This window comes from Fictibacillus sp. KU28468, assembly GCF_026153615.1.
Lineage (GTDB): Bacteria > Bacillota > Bacilli > Bacillales > Fictibacillaceae > Fictibacillus_C > Fictibacillus_C marinisediminis.
Genome location: NZ_CP110666.1, coordinates 1,055,375 through 1,079,836, shown reverse-complemented (window position 1 = coordinate 1,079,836; position 24,462 = coordinate 1,055,375). Strand labels below are relative to the sequence as shown.

The 24,462-nt window shown below is 42.3% G+C and carries 27 protein-coding genes and 1 riboswitch; of the genes, 7 read left to right on the top strand and 20 right to left on the bottom strand.

Translation table 11 applies throughout. The annotated features are described in order from the left end of the window. Nucleotides 1-2 precede the first annotated feature (2 nt). The 6 genes from OKX00_RS05435 to OKX00_RS05410 all read right to left on the bottom strand — a co-directional run bounded on the left by OKX00_RS05435 (nucleotide 3) and on the right by OKX00_RS05410 (nucleotide 4,316). Nucleotides 3-749 (bottom strand): sirohydrochlorin chelatase, encoded by a 747-nt coding sequence (locus OKX00_RS05435; RefSeq protein ID WP_265409717.1) that lies wholly within the window; start codon nucleotides 747-749, stop codon nucleotides 3-5. Beyond that, a complete protein-coding gene (cobA, locus tag OKX00_RS05430; RefSeq protein WP_265409716.1) occupies nucleotides 750-1,532 on the bottom strand; it encodes a uroporphyrinogen-III C-methyltransferase in 783 nt (260 codons plus the stop codon). A gap of 76 nt (nucleotides 1,533-1,608) precedes the next feature. Continuing rightward, the gene (gene cysC / locus OKX00_RS05425) at nucleotides 1,609-2,217 is read right to left on the bottom strand and encodes an adenylyl-sulfate kinase (protein WP_265409715.1); all 609 of its coding nucleotides are present in this window, start codon (nucleotides 2,215-2,217) and stop codon (nucleotides 1,609-1,611) included. An 11-nt stretch (nucleotides 2,218-2,228) separates the two neighbouring features. Then, the gene (gene sat, locus OKX00_RS05420) at nucleotides 2,229-3,377 is read right to left on the bottom strand and encodes a sulfate adenylyltransferase (protein ID WP_053357198.1); all 1,149 of its coding nucleotides are present in this window, start codon (nucleotides 3,375-3,377) and stop codon (nucleotides 2,229-2,231) included. Between the two features lie 27 nt (nucleotides 3,378-3,404). Then, the gene (locus OKX00_RS05415; protein WP_053358478.1) at nucleotides 3,405-4,106 is read right to left on the bottom strand and encodes a phosphoadenylyl-sulfate reductase; all 702 of its coding nucleotides are present in this window, start codon (nucleotides 4,104-4,106) and stop codon (nucleotides 3,405-3,407) included. Nucleotides 4,107-4,199: 93 nt separating this feature from the next. After that, on the bottom strand, nucleotides 4,200-4,316 hold the full coding sequence (locus tag OKX00_RS05410) for a YezD family protein (protein WP_369795823.1): 117 nt from the start codon (nucleotides 4,314-4,316) through the stop codon (nucleotides 4,200-4,202). 131 nt (nucleotides 4,317-4,447) lie between these two features. Continuing rightward, nucleotides 4,448-4,558: riboswitch (SAM riboswitch) on the bottom strand. A gap of 224 nt (nucleotides 4,559-4,782) precedes the next feature. Here OKX00_RS05410 and OKX00_RS05405 point away from each other — a divergent pair. Then, nucleotides 4,783-5,685 carry a sulfite exporter TauE/SafE family protein gene (locus OKX00_RS05405; RefSeq protein WP_265409714.1) on the top strand — a complete coding sequence of 301 codons (903 nt, stop codon included), beginning with the start codon at nucleotides 4,783-4,785 and terminating at the stop codon, nucleotides 5,683-5,685. Between the two features lie 67 nt (nucleotides 5,686-5,752). Here the strand turns inward: OKX00_RS05405 and OKX00_RS05400 are convergent, their stop codons facing one another. From OKX00_RS05400 to OKX00_RS05375, 6 genes are all read right to left on the bottom strand, one after another. Next, on the bottom strand, nucleotides 5,753-6,604 hold the full coding sequence (locus tag OKX00_RS05400; RefSeq protein WP_265409713.1) for a hypothetical protein: 852 nt from the start codon (nucleotides 6,602-6,604) through the stop codon (nucleotides 5,753-5,755). Between the two features lie 12 nt (nucleotides 6,605-6,616). Continuing rightward, nucleotides 6,617-9,034 (bottom strand): heavy metal translocating P-type ATPase, encoded by a 2,418-nt coding sequence (locus OKX00_RS05395; protein ID WP_265409712.1) that lies wholly within the window; start codon nucleotides 9,032-9,034, stop codon nucleotides 6,617-6,619. 87 nt (nucleotides 9,035-9,121) lie between these two features. Continuing rightward, nucleotides 9,122-9,328 carry a copper chaperone CopZ gene (gene copZ, locus OKX00_RS05390; protein WP_265409711.1) on the bottom strand — a complete coding sequence of 69 codons (207 nt, stop codon included), beginning with the start codon at nucleotides 9,326-9,328 and terminating at the stop codon, nucleotides 9,122-9,124. A gap of 24 nt (nucleotides 9,329-9,352) precedes the next feature. Then, complete coding sequence (locus tag OKX00_RS05385; RefSeq protein ID WP_234293208.1) at nucleotides 9,353-9,667, bottom strand: metal-sensitive transcriptional regulator; 315 nt, start codon at nucleotides 9,665-9,667, stop codon at nucleotides 9,353-9,355. Nucleotides 9,668-9,824: 157 nt separating this feature from the next. Beyond that, complete coding sequence (locus OKX00_RS05380; RefSeq protein WP_053357192.1) at nucleotides 9,825-10,046, bottom strand: hypothetical protein; 222 nt, start codon at nucleotides 10,044-10,046, stop codon at nucleotides 9,825-9,827. Nucleotides 10,047-10,184: 138 nt separating this feature from the next. Continuing rightward, entirely contained in the window at nucleotides 10,185-11,336 is a 1,152-nt protein-coding gene (locus OKX00_RS05375) for an acyl-CoA dehydrogenase family protein (protein WP_265409710.1), read from the bottom strand. Nucleotides 11,337-11,575: 239 nt separating this feature from the next. Here OKX00_RS05375 and OKX00_RS05370 point away from each other — a divergent pair, with 239 nt between their 5' ends. Continuing rightward, nucleotides 11,576-12,235 (top strand): L,D-transpeptidase, encoded by a 660-nt coding sequence (locus OKX00_RS05370; RefSeq protein ID WP_265409709.1) that lies wholly within the window; start codon nucleotides 11,576-11,578, stop codon nucleotides 12,233-12,235. 95 nt (nucleotides 12,236-12,330) lie between these two features. Continuing rightward, nucleotides 12,331-12,582 (top strand): hypothetical protein, encoded by a 252-nt coding sequence (locus tag OKX00_RS05365; protein ID WP_265409708.1) that lies wholly within the window; start codon nucleotides 12,331-12,333, stop codon nucleotides 12,580-12,582. On the opposite strand, the gene OKX00_RS05360 is transcribed toward OKX00_RS05365, so the two are convergent. Further along, nucleotides 12,575-13,855 (bottom strand): ArsB/NhaD family transporter, encoded by a 1,281-nt coding sequence (locus OKX00_RS05360; protein WP_053357189.1) that lies wholly within the window; start codon nucleotides 13,853-13,855, stop codon nucleotides 12,575-12,577. The genes OKX00_RS05365 and OKX00_RS05360 overlap by 8 nt on opposite strands. A gap of 400 nt (nucleotides 13,856-14,255) precedes the next feature. On the opposite strand from OKX00_RS05360, the gene OKX00_RS05355 reads away from it, so the two are divergent. The 3 genes from OKX00_RS05355 (at nucleotide 14,256) to OKX00_RS05345 (ending at nucleotide 15,277) form a co-directional block, all read left to right on the top strand. Further along, entirely contained in the window at nucleotides 14,256-14,561 is a 306-nt protein-coding gene (locus OKX00_RS05355) for a DUF3243 domain-containing protein (RefSeq protein ID WP_265409707.1), read from the top strand. A gap of 155 nt (nucleotides 14,562-14,716) precedes the next feature. Next, nucleotides 14,717-14,914: a KGG domain-containing protein gene (locus OKX00_RS05350; RefSeq protein WP_062232901.1), complete on the top strand. Its 198-nt coding sequence runs from the start codon at nucleotides 14,717-14,719 to the stop codon at nucleotides 14,912-14,914. Between the two features lie 30 nt (nucleotides 14,915-14,944). Then, entirely contained in the window at nucleotides 14,945-15,277 is a 333-nt protein-coding gene (locus OKX00_RS05345; protein WP_265409706.1) for a hypothetical protein, read from the top strand. Here the strand turns inward: OKX00_RS05345 and OKX00_RS05340 are convergent. The 7 genes from OKX00_RS05340 to treP all read right to left on the bottom strand — a co-directional run bounded on the left by OKX00_RS05340 (nucleotide 15,253) and on the right by treP (nucleotide 23,779). Continuing rightward, a complete protein-coding gene (locus tag OKX00_RS05340) occupies nucleotides 15,253-16,026 on the bottom strand; it encodes a GDSL-type esterase/lipase family protein (protein ID WP_265409705.1) in 774 nt (257 codons plus the stop codon). The two genes, OKX00_RS05345 and OKX00_RS05340, sit on opposite strands and share 25 nt — an antisense overlap. 418 nt (nucleotides 16,027-16,444) lie before the next feature. Beyond that, nucleotides 16,445-17,467 carry an STAS domain-containing protein gene (locus tag OKX00_RS05335; protein WP_265409704.1) on the bottom strand — a complete coding sequence of 341 codons (1,023 nt, stop codon included), beginning with the start codon at nucleotides 17,465-17,467 and terminating at the stop codon, nucleotides 16,445-16,447. A 117-nt stretch (nucleotides 17,468-17,584) separates the two neighbouring features. Further along, nucleotides 17,585-18,760 carry a NupC/NupG family nucleoside CNT transporter gene (locus OKX00_RS05330; protein ID WP_265409703.1) on the bottom strand — a complete coding sequence of 392 codons (1,176 nt, stop codon included), beginning with the start codon at nucleotides 18,758-18,760 and terminating at the stop codon, nucleotides 17,585-17,587. Between the two features lie 175 nt (nucleotides 18,761-18,935). Next, nucleotides 18,936-19,760 carry an STAS domain-containing protein gene (locus OKX00_RS05325; RefSeq protein ID WP_265410474.1) on the bottom strand — a complete coding sequence of 275 codons (825 nt, stop codon included), beginning with the start codon at nucleotides 19,758-19,760 and terminating at the stop codon, nucleotides 18,936-18,938. Nucleotides 19,761-19,866: 106 nt separating this feature from the next. Continuing rightward, nucleotides 19,867-20,583, bottom strand: coding sequence for a trehalose operon repressor (treR, locus tag OKX00_RS05320; protein ID WP_053357184.1), 717 nt, complete (start codon nucleotides 20,581-20,583; stop codon nucleotides 19,867-19,869). 25 nt (nucleotides 20,584-20,608) lie between these two features. Then, nucleotides 20,609-22,291, bottom strand: a complete 1,683-nt coding sequence (gene treC / locus OKX00_RS05315; protein WP_265409702.1) for an alpha,alpha-phosphotrehalase — start codon at nucleotides 22,289-22,291, stop codon at nucleotides 20,609-20,611. 78 nt (nucleotides 22,292-22,369) lie between these two features. Next, on the bottom strand, nucleotides 22,370-23,779 hold the full coding sequence (gene treP, locus OKX00_RS05310) for a PTS system trehalose-specific EIIBC component (protein WP_062232884.1): 1,410 nt from the start codon (nucleotides 23,777-23,779) through the stop codon (nucleotides 22,370-22,372). Nucleotides 23,780-24,287: 508 nt separating this feature from the next. Here treP and OKX00_RS05305 point away from each other — a divergent pair. Next, nucleotides 24,288-24,419 (top strand): hypothetical protein, encoded by a 132-nt coding sequence (locus OKX00_RS05305; RefSeq protein WP_255357543.1) that lies wholly within the window; start codon nucleotides 24,288-24,290, stop codon nucleotides 24,417-24,419. The last annotated feature ends 43 nt before the right edge of the window (nucleotides 24,420-24,462 follow it).

Genomic DNA, 24,462 nt, shown 5'->3' with positions numbered 1-24,462 from the left:
GGTTACACAACCGCACTTTTCATTTCTGCTTCTTCAATTCTTGTGGAAAGAACGTCTTGCAGAACAGGATGGTATCCGAGCGCCTCGCACAAAATAAAGTTTTGATCACTCTGGTTTTGCTGTTGTGCTATGGCGTTTTTCATCCCGCTGAGCAGGATGCCGGGAAAGAGAAGATAAGGAACAACGATGATCTGCTGATACCCCCAGCCTGAGAGCCTCAGCATCTCTTCAAAGCTAGGCTGGGCAGCCGTCAAAAAACACGTTTCAACCCGCGGCACCTCATAGTTCTTTTGTAAATTTGCAGCAATGGCATTGAGATCTCTTTTCACATCAGGGTCACTGCTTCCTCTTCCAACGAGAAGGATTACAGCGTTCTTATGAAACGTATCAACAGACTCTGTAATCCGCTCCCATAATAAATGAGAGAGAGAATCGTGCACTCCGAAAGGTTTCCCGTACGATATCTCTACATTTGGATACCGTTCTTGCTGCAGCATTATTTCCTCTGGAATATCCTTTTTTGCATGAGCTGCCGTTAATAAAAGAACCGGTATTGCGCAGATGGAGGCTGCTCCTTGACGGACACATGCTTCAACCCCTTTGGAAATATCAGGTGCTGACAGTTCCAGAAAACAAACTTCCTTAATGGGATAGTCGCTGGCTCCCATGCACCGTTTCGCAAATTCCAATGCTTTTTCCATGCCTGCTTTTGTTCTGCTGCCGTGGCAGATGAGGAGTAATGCTTTCATTTACAACGCCTCACTTATAATAGAAGAATCCTTTTCAATTAGCGTCTTTTCAAACCAGCTGATCTTTTCGCGTAGTTTGACTACCTCTCCAATGATGATCATGCTTGGATTTTGAATCCCTTCATTTCGTGCTACTGTTTCAATCGTTTCAAGAGTGCCTGTAACCGTCCGCTGCTCCCCAAAGGTTCCCCATTGAATTAAAGCAGCTGGTGTTTCTTTGCTCTTCCCATATTTTACGAGGCTCTCACAGATGTAAGGAAGGTTCTTAACACCCATATAGATTGCAAGTGTATCAATTCCTTTAGCAAGGCTTTCCCATCTCTGCTTTTCGTCCTCTCCTTCTTTCCGGTGGCCGGTGACAAGAGCAAAGCTGCCTCCATACTCTCTATGAGTGACTGGTATACCAGCATAAGCCGGTGCAGCAATTCCAGATGTAATACCCGGAACCACTTCAAATTCCACATGGTTTTTAACAAGAGCTTCCGCTTCTTCACCGCCCCTGCCGAATACAAAAGGGTCACCACCCTTTAACCGGGTGACAACTTTTCCTTTTTTGGCATACTTCACTAAAAAATGATTGATCGTATCTTGCTGCATCGTATGAAGATCAGGGAGCTTCCCGCAATAGATCAAATCTGCACCTGGCTTTGCATAATCCAGCAGATCTTTATTAACAAGCCGGTCATAAAGAATAACATCAGCTTCCTTAATGCATCTTGCTCCTTTGACGGTAATTAATTCCGCATCCCCCGGTCCAGCACCTACTAAATAAACTTTGCTCAATTTCATTCACCTGCCTCAGCTGTTTAGTATCGTTTCCCTTTTATAGATCACAAAACCGTTGCCGTTATTGCCACGATTATTCCTTCCTGATCAGATTTTTGCTTTCAAGAAAAGAGATGACTTCGGCCGTGCATTCCTCAATCGTCGAGGCCTTCGTATCCACTGTAAATTCTGGAGATTCCGGCTCCTCATATGGGGAATCGATCCCAGTGAATGCTTTGATCTCTCCCTTTCTTGCTTTTTGGTAAAGTCCTTTCGGATCTCGGTTTTCACATTCTTCGAGCGGACATTTAACGAAGATTTCAAGGAATTCATCACTGCCTAAGATCTGTCTCGCCTGTTCCCGATCTTCCTTAAATGGCGAGATAAATGCCGTCAGCACAACTGTTCCGCTGTCTACAAACAGCTTGGATACTTCACCGATCCGGCGTATGTTTTCTTTCCGGTCCTCGTCTGAAAAGCCAAGATCATTATTTAAGCCGTGGCGTATGTTGTCGCCATCCAGCACATAGTTTTTCACTTGCCGCCGAAACAGTTCTTTAGCAACCTCATTGGCAAGAGTCGATTTTCCTGAACCCGATAGCCCTGTCAGCCATATTACGAAACTATGATGGGCATTTTGTGTTCTTCTGTCTTCCTTTGATACGGCCGCCTGGTGCCATGTAATGTTCTGTGTTTGGCTCATCATGTTCCTCCTTATGCGGTTACTGTTTTTTCTTGCAGACCTTTGATCAATACTTCTACGACTTCTTTGCGGCTGAAGGTGGCTGGCGGAAGCTCTCCATTTCTCAGCAGTTCCCTCACTTTTGTGCCTGACAAAATCACATGATCCTCTTTGCTGTGAGGACATGTTTTGGATGAAGCCATTCCTTCGCACTTTGTACAATAAAAGCTATGTTCAAAGAACATCAGTGTAATGCCTAGTTCTTCCGGAGTAAACCTGGAAAAAATTTTCTGTGCATCATACGTCCCATAATAATTGCCCACACCTGCATGATCTCTTCCAACGATAAAGTGTGTGCATCCGAAGTTTTTGCGGACCATCGCATGAAAAATGGCTTCCCTCGGTCCTGCATATCTCATCGCTGCCGGAAATACGGCCAAGAACACCCGGTCTTGGGGATAATAGTTTTCAAGCAGAATTTCATAGCTTTCCATCCTCACATCAGCGGGAATATCATCGGATTTCGTTTCTCCAACAAGCGGGTTCAGGAACAGTCCATCTACGGTTTCAAGGGCTGTTTTTTGAATGTATTCGTGTGCTCTATGCACAGGATTTCTTGTCTGGAAGCCAACAACTGTATTCCATCCCCTGTCTCTGAAGACTTGGCGGGTTTCAGCTGGATCCAGGCGATATTCAGTAAACCTTTGTTTTTCAGGCCGCTTTACGAGAGTGATTGATCCTCCAACATAGTAAGAAGGGCGTTCCAGAAGTTTTTTAACCCCAGGGTGTGCAGTATCTGCCGTTTGGTAGACTTGCTCTGCTTCATGCTTAATGTCCGGGCGGTAAAGGTCTTCTACCTCGATGACTCCGTACGTTACACCCTCAAATACGAGCCTCGCCTGATCTCCGGCTGATAGCGTCCTTGCTTGTTTTTCATGAACTGGAAGGACGATTGGGATGCTCCAAACCGTTCCATCAGCAAGACGTAGAGAATCAACGACAGATTGATAGTCTTCTTCATTTAGAAAACCGGTAATTGGGCTGTAGGCTCCTACACCGATCAGCTCGAGATCACTTAAGGATGTAGCATCCAGTTCCACTTCCTTTTGAATGTGGTCTGTTGGCAGATTTGGTTCATAACGGTTTATCAGCTTTCCTCCATGCGGCAAAATTGATGTCATGTTAATTCCTCCTGTAATTTTATTTTATTATTGGTGAAGTCCACACTCTGTTTTCCCTTGCCCTGACCAGCGTCCTGAGCGGGAATCACCCGACCCGTCAGCCGGAAGCGTGCACGGCTCGCAGCCGATGCTGGGATACCCCTGATCGTGAAGCGGATTGTAGGGCAGATTCTGCTTGTAGGCGTATCTCCAAATTTCCTTCCACGTCCAATGGATCAGCGGACAGATTTTCACGGATTTAAAACGTTCATCCTTATTGATGTACTGAACATTGCTCCTCCCTGCCGACTGCTCCCTCCGGAGACCCGACAGCCATGCCGGTGCTCCGTTCAGTGTTTCCTCAAGAGGGGCTACCTTTCGTATATAACAGCAGAGGTTCGGTTCTCTTTTCCATAACTCGCTGCCATGCTTTTCCGCCTGTTCCAACAAGGACAGCGAAGGCTTCTTCATCTCAATCTTCATTTCCGGATATCTTTTTTTCGCCTTTTCGATCACCTCGTACGTTTCCTTGAAGTGAAGGCCTGTATCCAGGAAAACGACTCTTGCATCTGGTTTGACCTTGGATACAAGATCCACCAGGACACTGCCTTCTATTCCGAAGCTGCACGCATAAACGAGTGCATCTCCATATTGCTCATACGCCCATTTCAGTACTTCGAGTGCCCCCTTCGTTTCACTGTCTTCCGGAAACGTAAACTCCTGTTCTTTCCATGTGTCAAACTTGAGCATGTTAACCACCCCTCCAATGAAAAAGGCAGCTTTAACCATAAGCAGCCATCCTGCTATGTTAAAACCGCCTCTAGTTTTCTAGTCAGCGAATATTTATTTAAAACGTACCTTTTCGTTTTTTTCCAGCTGAATCAGCTTTCCATCCTGAACAATTAACGTGATGGACCCATACTTGATACTGTTCAGCATTTCTTTTAACTGTTCAAAAATTTCATCCTGGCTTTTACCGTTTACCACATCAGAACCTCCTCGTTTAATATGTTTTGTTAGGTTTTTTCAGGAATTAAAATGGCAATAAAAAAACCTTTCCATTTCGGAAAGACTGACGAGGTAAACATATTACCTTATCTTCCAAAATGTAATAAACATTCTGCTGGAGTTAGCACCTTGCAAAAAAAATGCAGGTTGCCGGGTTTCATCGGGCCAGTTCCCTTCACCGCTCTGGATAAGTTTTTTTATTTTTTTAAATAATAACACACATTTATGCTTTCGCAAACCCTATTATTCTTATCGGATTAAAAAATATTTATTGAAATATCCGAAAATTCTATTGACAGACTTTCATTCCATTGAATATAGTAAATACTAAATTCGAAAAGAGATACACTGCTGATCGGAAAAACCGAAGGCTCTTAACTTTACGGTTAAGGGCCTTTTATTTGTTAGGAGGAGTAAAATGAAAAAACTGATCATCCTGGCCCTGATTGGACTCGTTGCACAACTGATTGACGGGTCACTCGGAATGGCTTACGGACTGACTTCGACTTCCCTGCTGCTGGCCTTTGGAATCGCTCCGGCGGTTGCTTCGGCTTCGGTTCACTTTGCAGAGGTTGTTACGACAGCCGCCTCAGGTGCATCACACATCAGGTTCGGTAATGTTGACCGTAAAATTATCTTTCGTCTCATTATTCCGGGATCCATTGGGGCATTTACCGGTGCCTGCTTTTTATCCAATCTTCCTGGCGACGCAGTAAAACCGTATATTTCCTTTTTCCTGCTGTTCCTTGGTTTCTTTATTCTGTACCGATTTTTATTTAAAAAGAACACCAAGCCTGCTGATCATGAAAAAGCGTTCAGCCGCAAGCAGCTCATCCCGCTCGGACTTGTTGCCGGCTTCTTGGATGCCACCGGAGGAGGAGGCTGGGGACCGGTAGCCACACCTGTCCTGTTAGCCAAAAACGGCACAACAACAAGAAAGGTCATCGGTTCCGTGGATACGAGCGAATTTGCTGTTGCCGTTTCTGCAACACTCGGTTTCCTCATCTCTCTCGGATGGGAGCAGGTCAACTGGATGTGGGTTATCGCCCTCATGGCGGGAGGATTAATCGCAGCACCGGTCGCAGCATGGCTCGTCCGCATTATCCCTTCGCATATTTTAGGTGTGGTTGTTGGAGGATTGATTATTGTAACGAACGCCCGGACGCTTTTGCAGTCCGCTGGAATCTCCGGTACAGCGCTGCAATCGGTCTATACCGTGCTGGTCGTCGTTTGGCTGGCGGCAATTTTCTTCAGCATTAGAAAAAATAAAAAACATTCTTTCTCAGCTGGACCACAAACTGAAAGCACTAATCTCCACTGACACATCACAAACAATAATTTATACCAATAAAAGCTGACTCAAATGAGTCAGCTTTTATTGTATTCTGCTATTTCTTCACTTCAATAATGAACGGATAGGTGATCACTTTCCCATTGATCTTAAACTCCGCCCACAATTTATAAAGTCCAGGTTCCTCAAATTCCGTCTCAAATTTTGTATCTTCAGGAGTGGAAGGATGAACGTGGACATATTTTTCTCCTGTATGATCTAAGACCACAACATGGCCACGTGCTCCAAGATAAGGTTCAGGTTTTGCATCACCCATGCTAAATTGCAGCGTAACAGGCTGGCCAGCTTTAAATTCTTTTGGCGTCAATGATACTTTGTGTCCATCAATTGTTTTTGAAAGGGTGGTATCTGCCTTCAATTCTGGCTGGTGAGTATGATTTCCATGGCTTCCCGCTTCAATTTTCAACGGGGCAACGGCATAAGCTTTATTTTTGGGCTTAATGTCTACAAATGCTTTGTAGGTTCCAGGCTGCAGTCTGTGCTTTACTTCAAACGAGCCTTTACTGGTCTTTTGAGGATGAAGATGATTGTATTGTTTTAAATCTTCGCTGACCAGAATGAAGTGCATCAGCTTTTCATGATTGACCTCCAGCTCATCGAAAGGCCTGCCTTTTTGATCTTTTAACTGAATCGAAATGACACCATCCTTGTAGCTGACGGAAGGCTTAACCTCACTTTTGGCCAAATCACCAGAACTATGTCCATCATGTTCTCCATGTTTATTCCCATGTTCCATGCCAGGCATTTCTGAATGACCACTTTGATGGCCGGCCTGCTCCCTCTTCCCGTCCTTGCCTTCTAAAACGTCATAAACAGCATAGCCAGCCATGATCAGAATAAGGATACCAACAGCAGACAGCACCCAGTTGCGGATGATTTTGCTTTTCATCAAAACTCACCTCTACAGTTTAATTTTTTGAAGCCTAAGCGCGTTCAATACAACGGATACCGAGCTGAATGCCATAGCAGCCCCTGCGAGCCACGGAGCCAAAAACCCGCTGGCAGCGATTGGGATGCCAAGTGCATTATAAGCAAACGCCCAAAAAAGATTTTGTTTAATGTTCCGTATCGTGCGCTTGCTCATAAAAATAGCGTCAGCAATACTGTTCAGATCACCGCGGATCAAGGTAATATCAGCTGCTTCCATCGCTATATCCGTGCCTGTTCCGATTGCCATCCCGATGTCAGCTGCAGCAAGTGCTGGTGCGTCATTTATACCGTCACCTACCATTGCTGTTTTTCTGCCTTTCTGCTGAAGTTTTTTCACTTCTTCAGCCTTTCCTTCTGGCAGCACTTCTGCAATAACCTGCTCGATGCCAGCCTGATTGGCAATCGCTTTTGCGGTCCTTGTGTTGTCTCCGGTAATCATCCATACATCAATGTTCATCGCATTTAAACGGCTGATGGCTTCCTTGGATGTTTCTTTAATCGTATCGGCCACAGCAACCATCCCGCTGTACTCTCCATCTATAGCTGCGAGCATCACCGTCTTGCCCTGCTCTTCCAGCTCTTCCATTTTTCCAAGAATAGCCTGCAGTGGTATATCATGATCATTCAACAGCTTTCTTGTACCTATAAGTACTCTTTTTCCATCGACCACAGCCTGGATACCGTGTCCGGGTATGGCTTCAAATCTGCTGGAGGAAAGAGGCATGAGGTCCCGTTCCGTCATTCCCTCAACAATTGCCTGGGCGAGAGGGTGTTCTGAATTTTTCTCAGCGCTACCAGCAAGAACTAACAGCTCCTGCTCAGAAAGCCCTGAAGCAGGCAATATATCTGTTAAAACCGGTCTTCCGTTCGTGACTGTTCCTGTTTTATCTAAAATAATGGTATCGATCAGGTGTGTATTTTCTAGATGCTCCCCGCCTTTGAAAAGAATGCCGAACTCAGCTGAACGTCCCGATCCGGCCATGATCGATGTCGGGGTTGCCAGACCGAGCGCACATGGGCAGGCGATGACAAGAACGGCGATCAGTTTTTCAAGAGCTCCTGAAAAATCTCCGGGTACAAGCCAGAAAAACCAAATGAGAAAGGTTACAACAGCCAAACCGACGACAATCGGAACAAAAATCCCAGAAATTCTGTCTGCTAAGCGCTGAATCGGTGCTTTTGAGCCCTGTGCTTCTTCCACCACTTTAATGATTTGGGATAACACTGTATCTCTTCCAACCTTCGTTGCCTTGATTTTCAAAAAACCATTACGATTGATCGTTGCTCCAATGACCGTGTCTCCTGATGCTTTATCAACAGGGACACTTTCCCCTGTCAGCATGGATTCATCGACAGCAGAATAGCCTCCAACAACCTCTCCGTCAACCGGGATTTTTTCACCTGGTTTGACTGAAACAACATCTCCTGCTACAACTTCTTCCAATGGCAGTTCCAGCTCTTCTCCGTTACGGATTACAAGCGCTGTTTTTGCCTGAAGTCCCATCAGTTTTTTTATGGCCTCAGAAGATCTTCCTTTTGCCCTCGCTTCAAACAATTTACCGAGTAAAATCAGGGTGATGAGAACAGCCGAAGTCTCAAAGTAGAGTTCAGGCATGTTATTGCCATTGGCTGCTGCCTGTATGGTCAAATAAAGGCTGTAAAAATAAGCGGCGGATGTACCCAATGCAACGAGTACATCCATATTTGCACTTTTATTTTTCAATGCTTTATATGCACCTGTATAAAATTGTTTCCCGACAATCAATTGAACGGGCGTTGCCAAAGCGAGCTGAACCCATGGATTCATGAACATATCAGGCAGATAGATAAAGGAAGTGAACGAAAAATGGCTGGCCATGGCCCATAAAAGTGGCAAAGAAAGAATAAGTGAAAACAGGAACTTGCCGGTTTGGTTCTGAATTTCCTTTTCTCTGAGATCAGCAGCCTTATTTCCGTCTGTCTCTTTCAAACTTGCCCCATATCCAAGGTCTTCTACTTTTTTAATCATTTCAGAAACAGATATCTCAGAAGGCTGGTAACTGACCGTGGCTGTTTCCAGCGCTAAGTTCACATTCGCATCCAGTATGCCATTCTGTTTCTTTAACCCTTTTTCAATCCGAGCAGCACAAGCAGAACAGGTCATTCCGCTTATATTGAATTCCACTTTATCTCCCGCAATATCATAGCCGAGATCTTTGATTTTCTGTTGAAAATCTTTCGGCCCTGCTAATTCAGGATCATAAACCACTGTTGATTTTTCCAGAGCAAAATTCACGTTTGCATCAGAAACACCATCCATTTTTTTAAGGCCCTTTTCAATTCTCAATGCACAGGCAGCGCACGTCATGCCTGAAATCGGGATACTCATTTCTTTTGATTGATCACTCATAAGAATACCCTCCAATACCCTTACAGGGTATATTTATTTCCAAAAGAGAACGTGCTGTTTAAGCACGGTCCATTTTGGTCCTTTCAATTAGGCAATATCGTATCCTTGGTCATCAATGGTTTCTTTAATTTCTTCAAGATTAACTTTGGTGGAATCAAACTCTACTTCAACGGTACCTTCCTCCAGCTGTACTTTAACATGATGAACACCGTTTAATTTCCCTACGCTTCCTTCTACAGCATTGACGCAATGTCCGCAAGACATTCCTTTTACATTCAGCATGATTTTCTCCATCACTATACCTCCCTGATGTATGATTTATTTCATTAATTTTTTCACAGTTACCAAGAGCTCATCGATCACTTCCAGCTCGCCCTCCTGGATTCTTTCCACAACACAGCTTCTCATATGTCCTTCAAGGAGCAGTTTCCCGACACTATTTAGCGCTGACTGAATGGCTGATAATTGGGTAAGAACATCATCACAGTACGTATCACGTTCAATCATACCCTTTACCCCCCGAATCTGTCCTTCAATACGATTTAAACGGGTCACCAGGTTGCTTTTCATTTTATCAGAATGGTGGCTTTTTCTTTCTGTTGAACAGTGTGATTCATGTTCTTGAATTTCCAAATCAACCAGCCTCCTTTTCCCTTTCACATTACCATACCCCCCTACCCTATGTAAAGAGGTAAAGAACAGAGTAAAATAATTTCTAATTTACTCTTCCCCGTTTTTTGTTTGTATACTCTTATTTCAGCAAAAAGTCCAAAATAAGAGTGCTCTTACCTTAACTGCACGATTTACCAAAGGTTTTCCAGGTTGCGATTTTTCTTGCATAACGAAGCAATTCCTTTTTCAATCTTCTGATCTCTAGCTCTGAGGTATTCATTTCCTGCTGAAGAGTTGACCATTCCTCTTCACTGACCACTAAAAGCCCTTTGCTGTGCAGCATTTGTACCGCTGCATCACCAATGAGATTTGCCGCTTGATTTGCAGAACTGCGTTCCATCCTGTCCACCCCTTTTCAAGATGTTCCTGTATACAACATATTCTGCGCTTTATTGTCATTATCCTTTCTTTAAAACTAAACAATATTTTCCAAAACAAAAAAAGGAGATCACAACTTTTGATCTCCCTTTCCTGTTAATCAATCATTCAAGGCATTTCGTGCAAACATGGAAATCACCGCATCATCCATCGGCGGATTATGAAGACCTGCGCGCACATCGCGATAGTACCTTTGCATGGGATTATCCTGAAACAGACTGTGTGCTCCAACGATTCTCATCGCCAGATCCACCACCTCGTTTGCACTGTTTGTCGCTGAATATTTTACCGCAGCCAGTGCATTTCCGATAGACTGGCGTTTTTCAGGATACCTTTCCCATTGTTCAATGACTCCGTACATGAGCTGTCTTGCTTTTAACAGCTCCAAATCCATCAATCCTATTTTTCTTTGCACTTCAGGAACTTCACTTATTGGTCCTTTCAAGCTGTTAGGCCTATAATTTTTTGCAAAGGAAACCGCATAATCGCGGGCAGCTCTGGCGATTCCGATATAACATGCCGGGATGTGAAGAAGCCAGGCTTTTGGAAGCTGCTGATTATTCTCCTGATCGGCCGTTTCTACAAGATCATTCCGTTCAACGGCCACATCATTTAAAACCAGGTCATCGCTCCGAGTTCCCCGCATGCCCAGCGTGTTCCATTTATCTTCAATGGAAACACCCGGAAGTTTATGTGACACGAGAAATGAAGATACTTGGTCTGAATCTTTGACCGAAGCTGACACAATGGAATAGTCAAGAGCAGGAGCCATGGAAGTAAAGGACTTTCTTCCGTTTAAGATCCATTGATCCCCTTTTTGTTCGGCAATCGTCTGAGGTTTCCCGCCTCGAGTCGGACTTCCTGTTGCCGGTTCAGTGGAAGCACGGTTGATCAAACTTCGAGAATGCACAATGCGTTTGCAGAGTTTCTCAAAGACTGTAGGATCCCATGGTTTTCTCTCAGACAAGTCCATAACCACACCAAGATGCCATCCTATTGATAATGCCGTAGAACCATCTCCGCGGGCGATTTGTTCCTGAAACAGGATATAGTCATAAAGGCTGATCTCCTGTCCTCCGTATTCTTTAGGGACGGTCAAGGATAAGTAACCGGATTCCCCCAATTCCTTGAAATTCTCAAATGGAAAAGTGCCTTGCTGATCATGTTCGGGAGCGCGCTCTGCAAATCTCTCACTAAGCTCATGTAATTTCTTCATCCAGCGAGCCTGAAATTCAGTATGGATAAATTCCATTTTGTCTCACCAACTGCCTTTTAATAGTATAGTTTTTGTGCAGAAAAACTCTATTTTATTATATTTACCCTACTTCGTTTATGTACACTTCGCAACTTTCATGCTTTGTTCTTAGGCGTTTTGCTCATTTTTATTTCGGACAGAGACCATTCCGTGCCTGATGACGTCTAATGAAATAGGATGGATCTTTTTAATTATCATCCAATTCTTATATTTCATCCATAGAGAGGACATCAACTGTGAAACTCAGATACCGAATTCTTGTATTTCTAGCCATTGGGCTGTTTGCTTTTTCTTATTATTTCTATCAGCACTCCTCATTTAGCTCCCCGAAATCCGTTCATCCTTCACCCAAGTATCCTCCTGTTGAGCAAAAAGAAAATCAAGAAAAAATTCAAAAACCAGAGGTGAACCCAACACCATCTCCAGATAAGGAAACGAACCAAGAGGTAAAAAGCCCTTCTGCATATCCGCTATTGATCATTAACCTTCATAGCAATGAGCTCGCCTATTATAAAAACGGGACGCTTGTAAAAACATTTTCAATTGCTTCAGGTAAATCTTCGACCCCCACTCCCCAGGGAATCTATAAAATTGCCAATAAGATTAAAAACAGACCCTATTACAAAGAACATATTGCTGGAGGCGATCCTAAGAATCCGCTCGGCGACCGATGGATGGGCTTATCCGTAAACCCTCAAATTTCCTATGCCATTCACGGAAACAACAATGAAAGCTCCATCGGCCAGCATGTTTCTTCCGGCTGCATAAGAATGCATAACGAAGAGGCAAGGTGGCTTTTTGATCAGATCACTCTTCAAACCACCGTCATTATTACAAATACAGTCAAATCGTTCCCTGTAATTGCTGGACAATATGGTTACGTAACTGCCCAATAAAAAAAGGGGCTGTCCAAGAAGGCTGTAAGCTGTTGATTTCCGTTCCAAGGTGCTCGCTTTTACCGGCGTAAACGCCTACTTTCGCAGGGCGTGCGGTGAGCCTTACCGGCGTGAACGCCTACTTTTTGGCGCTAGCGCCTGCGGGAGTCTCACCTGTCACGCTAGTCCCGCAGGACAAGGAAGGCTCCGGCAGCTTTTTATCGCACGAAGAAAATGTGAAGTTCATTTTCGAGGGGTCTCGAACCTTCCACTTCAATCAACTTTTCATTGAAGATTTTCAAGCCAAAAAGGAGCTGCTGAAGGTCAATTTTCGACTTTCAGGACAGCCCCTTCTTCCTTTTACATAAGATACCGAAGATAAACATAAACACTAGATATAAGAATGGATAAAATCATCAAGGGAAATCCAATGATCAAATATTTAACAAACGAAATATGATAGCCTTCTTTACTCGCAAGTCCGGCAACCACAAGGTTTGCACTCGCACCGATCAAGGTTCCGTTGCCGCCAAGGCAGGCTCCGAGTGACAAACTCCACCATAAGGGCTCAAGGTTTGTGATTCCCATATGCCCCATTTCTTTAATCATCGGAATCATCGTCGCAACAAACGGAATGTTATCCACGAAAGCAGAAGCAATCGCGCTCATCCATAAGATTAAGAAAGTCGTCGCCTTTAAATCTCCGCCTGTCCACTCCATCGCATGTTTAGCCACACTTGCAATAATCCCGGTCTCAACCAGCCCTGCTACAATAACAAACAATCCCACAAAGAAAAACAGCGTGGTCCATTCTACTTTTTCGAGAGCATATTCCAGGTGTTTTTCACCTGCCAGCAACAAGAGTAGAAAGGCACCAAACAAGGCAATGGTTGCGGTTTCCACATGAATGAACTGATGCAGGAAGAATCCGCCAATGGTAATCGCAAGTGCGAGCAAGCACTTACGGAGCAGCTTATGGTCTACAATTTCTTTCTTTTCATCAAGCCTCATCAGATTTTCTACTAACTCAGGTTTAGTTTTGAGTCCTTTTTTATAAAAGATAGCCATGATGACTATTGTGATCACTAAAATGATCCCGCAGATTAAAGCAAGATTATCAATAAAGGACAAGAAGGTGAGCTCCTTTACTGCACTGCCGATCATAATGTTGGGCGGGTCACCAATCATCGTTGCTGTTCCGCCGATATTGGACGCGAAGATCTCAGTCATTAAAAAAGGAATCGGATTGAGGTTTAACCTTCTTGTTACGCTGAAGGTAACAGGTACAACGAGCAGAACCGTCGTCACATTATCAAGAAAGGCCGAGCCGATAGCTGTAATCAAACCTAACGCAATGAGGGTCTTGACCGGATCTCCTTTTACTTTTTTTGCTGCCCATATCGCAATAAATTTGAATAATCCGGTTTCCGCCGTTATGGTTACAATAACCATCATACCGACGAGAAGACCGATCGTATTAAAATCAATATGATGAATGGCCGTTTCCTGGTCAATGACGCCAAGAGCTACCATAAGCGCTCCCCCAAGAATGGAAATAATGGTACGGTGAACTTTTTCAGAAATAATTAAGCCATATGTAATTAAAAATATGCTGAGCGCTATAATTGCTTGTTGTCCCATATTCTTCTCCTCCATTTATCATTACGGAAAACCAGTGCTAGCAGCGCACTTGTCTCAAACCTTAACTAAAATAATACTTCATTACCGTTGAATGGGTAAATGGTTTTTGCATTATTGCTAACATACAATTCCATTGATATGGTCTTTTTTCCTCCTCCCTTTTTGTTTTAAATCCTTAAAAGAATGGAATATGTGTATTAAGTTTGTTGGGGAAGAAAATGAAAAACTTCGTGATAAAAAGGCAAGCCGGAGAGAAGAACTTCTCCAAAAACCTCAGCATCATGAAATTAAAATGTAGAATATTTGTGTAACCTTTGTTGTATTTTTTATGAATTTCAGGGTTCGTTTTATATAGAATCGGGTACTACTCCTATATCCCAACTTTTAGGAGGAATAGAAAATGGCTAACACAAACGTGAACAATGTGGACGAGAAAGTAGCAAATATGGACTCCGAAAAGAAAGATCAAATTTTACAGGATTTTGAGGAATTTAAAGGATACTTATCAGACAAAGTCAGTAAAGGCCAAAGGTTAGGATTAGGGGAAGAGCAGCTGGCGAAAGCCGCTGAAAAAGTTGCTGGATATCTTGCTGAACATGAAGAACCTAGAAACTCTGAAGAAAAACTCCTTCAGGAACTTTGGAAAGTAGGGGACAAAGATCAGCAGCATGCACTCGCTCATATGCTGGTACGCCTGGTAGATTAACAGTAAGAGTTGTAAGAGTACCGGATTCTTATCCGGTGCTCTTTTTTAGATCCCTCCAGTATAAAAACTTTTGATCCCATGTTTAAGAAGAATTTCATAGGGAACAGAAAACTAAGGCCAAATTAAAATTAATTCTACTGAAGGAGTGATTCCAAATGGCCAAGAACAATAACCACAACATCTCTAGAGAAGAAGCTGGAAAGAAAGGCGGAGACGCTACTTCCCGCACTCACAGCAAGGAGTTTTATCAAGAGATCGGGAAAAAAGGCGGCAATGCTACCTCAAAAAATCATGATCGGGAATTTTATGAAGATATCGGAAGCAAGGGCGGAAAAGCCCGGCATAATGATTAAAAAGGGGCTGTCCAAGAAGTCTGTAAGCTGTTGATTTCCGTTCCAGGGTGCTCGCTTTTACCGGCGCGAGCTCCTACTTTCGCGGGGCGTGCGGTGAGCCTTACCGGCGTGAACGCCTACTTTTTGGTGCTAGCGCCTGCGGGAGTCTCACCTGTCACGCTAGTCCCGCAGGACAAGGAAGGCTCCGGCAGCTTTTTATCGCACGAAGAAAATGTGAAGTTCATTTTCGAGGAGTCTCGCACCTTCCACTTCAATCAACTTTTCATTGAAGATTTCCAAGCCAAAAAGGAGCTGCTGAAGGTCAATTTTCGACTTTCAGGACAGCCCCTTTTTTTGATTTACCTTAACTCTAAACGTTTATAAACTACTTCACCGATTAACGCATATCCCTTTTTATTAGGATGCAGTTCGTCAGCAAAATAAGCTTTTTTGTTTTTCCCTGTGAAGACTCCCTCTACATTAATAAACCGGGTATTCTCCTGTTCAGCCGTTATTACCTGTGCCTTTTTGTTCCATTGCTGAACCAGACTGCTTTCAGGGAGGCGGTCTTTGCGGTTTGTGAATGGGTTATAAATGCCTACCAGATATATTTTTGCTTTTGGATTTTCTTTTCTCATTTCTTTTATTGCCGTTTTTAAATTATTTTGATAGTTCTGCTGTGCTTTTACAATGATTTCTTTTTTTCGATCCGGGTGGGTTTTAGTAAGGAGCAGGCTGTTTAAGTAATCATTCATACCAATATTTAAAAAGATCATACGGGCAGAGCCGATGGATGACTTTAACTGTTCATTTTTTAAACGCTTTAACAATAAGGCGCTTGTATCATCTGGAACTCCGTAATCCTTGACTATAATCTCAGTTTTCATGTGATTTTCAAGACGTTCTTCCACTGTTCCTACATAACCGCTGTTGCTTGAATTTCCTACACCATAGGATAATGAATCCCCCAATGCAACCAAATTAAATTCTTTGCCATCGTTTTTTAATTCTGATTTTCCGTAATGGGTCATAGAGGACAGAACAGAAGGAAGATTAAGCTTTGTGATGGAAAAAAGGATGCCTGTGATTAGAACGATCAGACAGGATGCGATAATTAATGTGTTATTTTTCATGGTGAAAGCCTCCGGATTTAATTTCAATTAGGTTTAATGATCTAGCTTAAAATATTTCCCTTATTTCCTCGGATGTAAACTATAAATCGGTATGGAAGCCTTTAAACCATTGTAATGTTTTCGCAATATTAATATGTTAAGATAAAATTATGTCAGAGTAATGCGGGGGGCTTTCTATGTCAAAGTACTTAGTTGATCATAAATCCTTGGTTATACATCGGACAGCATACATCTGCCACGCATGCCAGCATAACTTTATTCTTAACAATTATCGTGACTTCACAAACAGCGAAGATAAAATACATTCTCTTGTTGAAGAACAACTCTATACGTATTGTCCAAACTGCGCTCAAGAATTGATCCTACCACCTTATTAACAATAAAAAACAATCGCATCCAATGGCTGCGATTGTTTTTTTTATATGATCCTTTGGCCTCTTTCAGCAAGGGCATAATGAATGCCATGCTTTAGATTGGCAAAGGACTTTATATCGGAAGTATGATAATTTGAATTTGTCATCTTTATACTAAGTGCCGGTGAAATTCCTACAATGATCGTTTTTGTGCCAAGCAATGTCGTAGCCGCAATGAGCTGCTGAAACAGAGAAATTGTATACTCGCTAATGTCCTCATCCAATCCCGTAAGATCAAGGATTAAAAAATCAGCTCCATATTTTGGAAGTTCATTGATGGTTTTTTCAAGCAATTCTTTAGAACGGTCTTCGTTATATTTGCCCAATAGCGGGATGACTACAATATGATCCAAGACAGGAATGATAGGTGAAGAAATAACTTTTAGCAGATCGGACAATTCTTTCGTCCGTTCTTCCACTATTTTTTCAAGCTTAAATATTTCAGCCTGTTCTCTCCTTCTTGAAAGTTCATGAATATTTTCAGAAACGGTGATTAGTGAGGGAGAGAATTCAAACTGACAATATTCATCACCTTCCAGCTGGCTGGAAGTCACTCGATACCAGAGGTTCTCTCCAAACAATCCAGTTAGTACACCCGCCCAGTGTCCAGGAATGAATGTTCCATGGTTCTTCTTTTTCTGCAGCTTATTGATTCGGTATTCCCAGCTGTTTTTCATCCGCAAAACAGCTTTCTTCTCTTTTTCATCCAACTCTTCGATCTCCAAGGTTCCCCATCCGGCAGAAGCATAAATCCCTGGCAGTACATTCAGGACATCTGCCGGATTGGCTCCTTCATTATAAAAGAATTCTCCAACGATGATTCCCATCCGATATCCAGTTGTCTCAAGTACGATATTAGCTGACTCATCCCCGGATACTTCTTCAATGGTGTCAAGAAATGTTTTAAAAGCGGAATTAATCCAAAAGAGAATAGCATCTTCCCCTTCGAATAAAAAGCTTCCATCAGCAGGTTTCCAGCTGAATTCAGCCCTTCCCACCTTAATCTGTGTATTATTTAAATGAGTCATAATGACCAGTCCTTTCGATGCTTGGCAATCAACCTTTCTTTAATTTTACTGTATTCACAAGAAAAAGCCAAAAAAAAGGCTGAATTCCCGTTAGATTCAGCCTTTCTAATAAAATCACTAGATCATGATCCCTGCAACTGCTGCTGATAACAAGCTGACGAGTGTGGCTCCATACAGCAGTTTCAGTCCAAATTTTGCTACTTCGTTCCCTTTTTGTTCATGAAGGCCTTTTACCGCACCTGTTATGATTCCGATTGAAGAAAAGTTGGCAAAAGAAACGAGAAATACCGATACAATACCAACGGTACGCTCGGAAAGTCCTTTAATTTTGGCGAGGTCAAGCATTGCTACAAACTCATTGGATACAAGCTTTGTTGCCATAATCGTTCCGGCTTTTACAGTCTCTGAAAAGGGAACACCGACAATAAAGGCGAACGGAGCAAATACATATCCGAGCAGCTTTTGAAACGTTATGCCGAACGCCATATTGAAAACATCATTAACGGCACTGATCAGCGCCACAAATCCAATTAGCATCGCACCTACAATGATTGCTACTTTAAACCCGTCCAGAATATACTCCCCCAGCATTTCAAAAAAGGTTTGCTTCTCTTCCTGAATCTCGATAATATCCTCTTCTGCTGTTACTTCATAAGGGTTAATGATATTTACTATGATGAATCCTCCAAGAAGATTAAGCATTAAGGCCGTCACAACATACTTCGGATCAATCAGCGTCATATATGCACCAAGTATGGATGCAGATACCGTGGACATCGCAGACGTACACAGCGTGTACAGACGATGCCTTGGCATATGGCCCAGCAGCTTTTTAACCGAAATAAAAACTTCTGATTGTCCGAAGACTGCTGAAGCCACTGCGTTATAGGATTCCAAACGCCCTAAACCATTGATCTTGCTTAGGAAAAATCCGATCCATTTTATGATGAAAGGCAGAATTCTTAAGTGCTGTGCAATTCCGATCAGAACGGATATAAATACAATCGGCAGGAGAACATTAAAGAAGAATGGCATAGCCCCTTTGTTTGCAATTCCGCCAAAAACAAAGTTTACACCGTCTGCTGCATACCCGAGCAGCTTCTCAAAAAGATTAGAGATACCATGGATAATTACTAAACCAATCCCTGTATTGAACAGGATATAAGTCAGCAGGACCTGAAGTACAAGCATGATAATTATAGGTTTAAACTTGATATGCTTTCTATTATTGCTGACGGCATAAGCAAGCAAAAATACAACAGCAAGCCCTAAAATAAAAATAAGATATTTCAATCTACCATCAACCCCCTTTAAATTTTATATTGTTCAATTTTTTATATTTAAATATTTTTCATACAGCAAATAAACATATACATATACTACCCTCCATGCTGGATGATTTATCCTGAAATTTTCACCCTATCAAAAAAAACCACCTAAGATAAAAGGTGGCTGAAATAAAAATAGGTTATGAAAGTTGACGGCTTTTAATAATCACCGGGAGCGCCTGGCGCAGATGGGCATACGTTGATATGTTGGAAAAATCCAATCCAAGGTTAACCGCAGTCTGTGCAATTTCCGGACGAATTCCAGTTACTGTTGTTTCAACACCGAGTAAAGCAAGCGCCCGAACAACTTGAAACAGTTCATTCGCTACCATCGTATCCATGATTGGAACACCTGAGAGATCAATGATCAAATGTTCAAGTTTTAATTCTGTGCATTTATCAAGACTGCTTTCTTTAATCATTTGCGCGCGGTAAGTATCAATTTCGCCTACCAGCGGCAAAACACCGATCCCTGAAAACACGGGAATAATCGGCGCACTCAGTTCCAGGATCATCTGCTGCTGTGACAAGAGTCTCGCGTCACTGATCTGCTGGAAATAAACCGTAAAAAGCTCAATGACATGATCAAAACCCGCATTCACTTTTTTGCTCCATCGTCCCAGCGTTTGAAGGGAGATTTCTGCTTCATTCTCTTGTACAAAATCCATGATTAGATTCCAGAAAACAATCCTGAAATATTTAAAGTTTTCCAAAGTTTCATGCAATGGGGTATCAGCATTTGCCCTTCTTACAGCCACCTGCTCTGACCACGCGGAAAAGTTCACGTCGTCGCTGATAAACGTTTTGGCCATATTTTCAATAAATGTTTGATTATGCTGTATTCGTTCTGCGCTGACTCCTTCTAAAGAGCCGCTAAGACTTAATTTTTCCTCCTGAAGCTTCACCCATTCCTCACTTAAAGCTGCGGTGTTTCGCATCAAATACTCGTATAAGTCACGTTCCATTGCCAATGGTGTTCCCTCCTTATGTATCCAAGCATCCTCTTCTATAGTAACACTTTTAATGGATGAAAATAAAAAACCAGGCAATGGTCGCATTGCCTGGCGTAAACTAATGATTTCTTCTTGCAAAGTCAACAAATCGGAATTTATCGGGACGATGCCTGGATTCAGTGTATTGAAGAAGGCTTGCATCATCAAGATAGACATGATTTTTAACAACTACAACGTTATGAAAGCCATTGAGTGATAACAAGTTTTGATCTTCCTCTGTCGGTTCTTCAACAATAATTTCTTTTTTGGCAAAGCTGATCGTTAACCCAAGATCTTTTTCTATATATTCGTAGATCGAATCTTCACAGATTTTTTTTGTTAAACCAGGAACCAACTTTTCGTTAAAAAAGTCTTTATCGAGGATAATTTTTTCCTCATTTATCTCCCGTATCCTTATTACTTTCCTAACGGTATCGTTCTTCGTCAAATTCAGCTCATTTTGCAAAAAAACGTCTGGAGCGATGGTTTCCAATTCATGGACCACTGTTTTCCAAGGTTTCCCTAATTTCGAGGCCAATTCCTTAAAGCTGACCAGTCCGGAAACAGGAAAATCAAATTTAGCCAGATCAAGGACGATTGAGCCTTTCCCGCGGATCTTCTGGATAAAACCGTTCTGAGCAAGCAAGTTTAAGGCCTTTCTGATCGTTTCCCTGGATGTCTTGTATCGCTCAGCCAGTTCATGCTCAGAGGGCAGTTGTTTTCTTGCAGCAAATTCCCCTTTTTCAATCTGCTGGGATATCTCTTGATAGATCGCCAAATATTTGTTTGTTTTCATTTTTACCACCACATTTATTGTACCATTACTTTATAATGCGATAAACGATGGATTCATAGGGTCTCAGCTTCATTCCTTGGAATTCATGGGATGAATCCTCGTAGTTAGACAGGATCACCTCTGCCTTCCTCCCTGAAGGTACAAGCTCTTGAGGTGCATGGAACACCGCTTCTTTAGCATAGAAATTATTAATGACCAGCAGTTTTTCATCTGGAGTATTTCTCGTATAGGCAAAAATAGATGGATGGTCTTCGAGGATTAAGTTGTAATCCCCCTCTGTTAGAACATCCAGCGACTTTCGCATGGAGATTAATTTCTGATAGTGGCTGAACACTGAGTTCTCGTCGTGAACGGCCTTTTGTGCATTGATTTCTTTATAATTAGGTGCAACGTTGATCCAAAGAGTACCTGAGGTAAAACCAGCATTTGGCGATGCATCCCATTGTACAGGAGTACGTGAGTTATCTCTTGATTTCTGCTTTAGTATCTTGATAATCTCCGGTACATCTTTTCCTGCCTCTTTTAACTCTTGGTAGACATTGAGTGTTTCAACATCACGGTAGTCTTCGATGGAATCAAAGCCCGGATTTGTCATGCCGAACTCTTCACCTTGATAAATATAAGGAGTACCCTGCATACAGTGAATCACCGTCGCCAGCATTTTCGCCGATGTTATCCGATGTTCACCATCATCCCCATATCGGGAGACGATTCGAGGCTGATCATGATTGCACCAGAACAGCGCATTCCACCCGCCACCTTCATTCATGCGTGTCTGCCATTCAGAAAGAATCCTTTTTAACGAAAGAAAATCAAAATCAGCGGCCGTCCACTTTTCTCCATTAGGATAGTCAACTTTTAAATGATGGAAGTTAAACGTCATGCTTAATTCTTTGCTTTCCGGCCTGGAATATCGGATACAATGATCGATGGAAGTGGAGGACATCTCTCCCACTGTCAGACTGTCATGTTTAGAAAAGACCTCTGAATTCATCTCCTTTATAAACTCATGCACCCTTGGGCCGTCCGTATAAAATCTGCGGCCGTCACCAGGCGGAAGTGATCCGTCATCTTCAGGAAAATCCTGATTTTTAGAAATAAGATTAATCACATCCAGCCTAAAACCGTCAACGCCTTTATCAAACCAGAAGTTCATCATCTCATACACATTTTCACGGACCTTTTTATTTTCCCAATTCAGATCAGCTTGAGATACATCAAAAAGGTGCAAATAATACTGTTCTGTTGTTTCATCATATTTCCACGCTGATCCGCCAAATTTGGAGATCCAGTTATTCGGTGCAGCTCCGTCTTTCGGATCTTTCCATATATAAAAATCTCTAAATTCATTGTTTTTTGAAGAGCTGGCTTGTTTAAACCATGCATGATCTGTAGATGTATGATTCACAACGATATCCATGATGATTTTAATGCCCCGGTTATGCGCTTCACCCAGCAGCCGTTCAAAATCTTCCATGGAGCCGTATTCTTCATGAATTTTATAATAATCACTGATATCATAACCGTTATCTTTTTGCGGAGACTCATAGATTGGAGTCAGCCAGACCACATCTACACCGAGAAGCTTTAAGTAGTCCAGCTTTTCAATGATTCCGTTTAAATCTCCGGTACCGTTTCCGGTTGTATCCTTGAAGCTTTTTGGATAAATCTGATAAACCACTGATTTTTTCCACCATGGCTGTTCCATAGTGTCCACCGCCTATCTGTCTAATAATTATAAATGGTTGAAGCCGGCTCATGTAAGTAAGCCAGCTGTACTTGTCCGTTATTTCGCTTTTTTTACTTTGGCAAAGAGGTATGTTAATACAAACGGAACGACAATTGCGATGGCCATTCCAATAAAGAAAGGCGCCCATTTATCCGGGAAAATAGAAAGAAAACCAGGTATTCCGCCGACACCGATGGAAGAAGCTTTAACTTTATTTATAGTAATGAATACCCCCGCGATCGCAGAACCGATGATCGCACAGATGAAGGGATATCTGAACCTCAGATTAACCCCAAACAGTGCAGGTTCAGTTATTCCTAAATACGCAGAAACAGCTGATGTAAAGGACAATCCTTTTACCTTTTCGTCTTTTGAGATAAACATCATAGCCAGAGCTGCGGATCCTTGAGCAATATTAGAAAGAGCGAGCATTGGCCATAAAAAGGTTCCTCCCTTGCTTCCGATGAGCTGAAGATCTACCGCCAGGAAGGTATGGTGCATGCCTGTTACAACAAGCAGAGCGTAGAGACCGCCATAGATAAGCCCTCCTAAAGCAGCAAAGTTGTCAAAAATGCTGACAAGTCCATCAGTTAAAAAGTTTGCGATTCCAAATGTAATCGGGCCAATAACGATAAAGGAAAGAAAACCTGTAACGAGCAGGGCAATCGGAGCAACGATAAGCAATTTAAACGCATCCGGTACCTTTTTATTTAAAAACACTTCTATTTTCGCCAGCACATAGGATGCCAGCAGAACAGGAAGCACCTGGCCTTGATAGCCGATCTTCTCAATCTGTAAACCGAATAAATTCCAGTGCGGCACTTTTCCAGCTTCAAGCGCTTTTCCGTAATCCCATGCGTTAAGAAGACTTGGATGCACAAGCATCAAACCCAGGACGATCCCCAGCAGAGGATTTCCCCCGAACTTCTTGACGGCTGACCAGCCGATTAATCCAGGAAGAAAAGCAAACGCTGTGTTGGCAATCACATTGATCATATCCGCAAGATCTTTCCAAGCGGTATTTACATCGACAAAAGATTTTCCCTCATAAAAAATCCCCGGCCCAGTAAGGATATTGTTTATCCCCATGAGCAGACCAGCTGTAACGATTGCCGGAAGGATTGGAATAAAAATATCAGCTAATGTTTTTACGGCCCGCTGTATAGGATTCAGTTTCTGTTCAGCCGCATTTTTGATGTCTTCCTTTGTTGCTTTACCTATTCCTGCAGCCTCGACGAGCTCATTATAAACTTTGTCCACGAGTCCTTGTCCGATGACGACTTGAAATTGGCCGTTTGTGGAAAAAGATCCCTTCACCGCATCAATATTTTCAAGCTTTTCTTTGTTGACTTGATTTTCATCATTTAGTGCAAAGCGAAGTCTGGTCACACAATGAGTTGCTGCACCGATGTTTTCTTTGCCGCCTACAGCTTCTACAATTTGTTCAGCGGTTTGCCTGATGTCCATATAACCTTCCTCCTTGATACCGTTTACATATAACTTTTATAAAACAGCCTTGTTCACGCGTTTTGTAATCAAGGCTAAATTTTGAAAAGTGATGTAAAGCAGTGCGTTTTTAAATCGCTTTCATAAAAAAGCGGAAACTTGTATATACATGTCTTGTTTTGTATTGTAACTTGTATATACATGAAGGTCAACACTTTTGTTATTTCTTTTACTTTCATCCAAACTTTCGATGAAAAAACAATAGTTGTGGGATTTTTTTCAAAAGTCAAATGAAAACACCTATACGCGGTATACTGTTTATAAGAACAGAAGAAATAGAATTGGATTTGAATGGTTTATTAAAGTTAAGCGGGCTGATATGCCTTTATTCTAATAAAAAGGAATGAGGAAGCATGACAAAAAAACTTAAGGAGCTTATTTCCAAACTTCAAAAACAGGGTGTAAATATTGATATTTGTTCAAAAACGGCACTGCTGGCCTTTCAAAATGATTTTGGAAGTGTAAAAAAATGAAGGTTTGGATCGGGGAGACATTCGAAAAAACGATTGATGGCGAAAAAATCATGATTATCGATATTTACCCTGACAGCGAAAAACCATCAGACAAAATCTATCAAAAGCTGATTTACAAGTGGGTGTAATATAACGCACTGCAGGTTGTTCATATAGAGATCCTGATTTTGG

Excerpts from the sequence above, each read along its gene's own strand:
- OKX00_RS05435 (WP_265409717.1), bottom strand. The coding sequence starts at position 749 with ATGAAAGCATTACTCCTCATCTGCCACGGCAGCAGAACAAAAGCAGGC.
- cysC (WP_265409715.1), bottom strand. The coding sequence starts at position 2,217 with ATGAGCCAAACACAGAACATTACATGGCACCAGGCGGCCGTATCAAAG.
- sat (WP_053357198.1), bottom strand. The coding sequence starts at position 3,377 with ATGACATCAATTTTGCCGCATGGAGGAAAGCTGATAAACCGTTATGAA.
- OKX00_RS05415 (WP_053358478.1), bottom strand. The coding sequence starts at position 4,106 with ATGCTCAAGTTTGACACATGGAAAGAACAGGAGTTTACGTTTCCGGAA.
- OKX00_RS05405 (WP_265409714.1), top strand. The coding sequence starts at position 4,783 with ATGAAAAAACTGATCATCCTGGCCCTGATTGGACTCGTTGCACAACTG.
- OKX00_RS05400 (WP_265409713.1), bottom strand. The coding sequence starts at position 6,604 with ATGAAAAGCAAAATCATCCGCAACTGGGTGCTGTCTGCTGTTGGTATC.
- OKX00_RS05395 (WP_265409712.1), bottom strand. The coding sequence starts at position 9,034 with ATGAGTGATCAATCAAAAGAAATGAGTATCCCGATTTCAGGCATGACG.
- copZ (WP_265409711.1), bottom strand. The coding sequence starts at position 9,328 with ATGGAGAAAATCATGCTGAATGTAAAAGGAATGTCTTGCGGACATTGC.
- OKX00_RS05380 (WP_053357192.1), bottom strand. The coding sequence starts at position 10,046 with ATGGAACGCAGTTCTGCAAATCAAGCGGCAAATCTCATTGGTGATGCA.
- OKX00_RS05375 (WP_265409710.1), bottom strand. The coding sequence starts at position 11,336 with ATGGAATTTATCCATACTGAATTTCAGGCTCGCTGGATGAAGAAATTA.
- OKX00_RS05360 (WP_053357189.1), bottom strand. The coding sequence starts at position 13,855 with ATGGGACAACAAGCAATTATAGCGCTCAGCATATTTTTAATTACATAT.
- OKX00_RS05355 (WP_265409707.1), top strand. The coding sequence starts at position 14,256 with ATGGCTAACACAAACGTGAACAATGTGGACGAGAAAGTAGCAAATATG.
- OKX00_RS05350 (WP_062232901.1), top strand. The coding sequence starts at position 14,717 with ATGGCCAAGAACAATAACCACAACATCTCTAGAGAAGAAGCTGGAAAG.
- OKX00_RS05340 (WP_265409705.1), bottom strand. The coding sequence starts at position 16,026 with ATGAAAAATAACACATTAATTATCGCATCCTGTCTGATCGTTCTAATC.
- OKX00_RS05335 (WP_265409704.1), bottom strand. The coding sequence starts at position 17,467 with ATGACTCATTTAAATAATACACAGATTAAGGTGGGAAGGGCTGAATTC.
- OKX00_RS05325 (WP_265410474.1), bottom strand. The coding sequence starts at position 19,760 with ATGGAACGTGACTTATACGAGTATTTGATGCGAAACACCGCAGCTTTA.
- treR (WP_053357184.1), bottom strand. The coding sequence starts at position 20,583 with ATGAAAACAAACAAATATTTGGCGATCTATCAAGAGATATCCCAGCAG.
- treC (WP_265409702.1), bottom strand. The coding sequence starts at position 22,291 with ATGGAACAGCCATGGTGGAAAAAATCAGTGGTTTATCAGATTTATCCA.
- treP (WP_062232884.1), bottom strand. The coding sequence starts at position 23,779 with ATGGACATCAGGCAAACCGCTGAACAAATTGTAGAAGCTGTAGGCGGC.
- OKX00_RS05305 (WP_255357543.1), top strand. The coding sequence starts at position 24,288 with ATGAAGGTTTGGATCGGGGAGACATTCGAAAAAACGATTGATGGCGAA.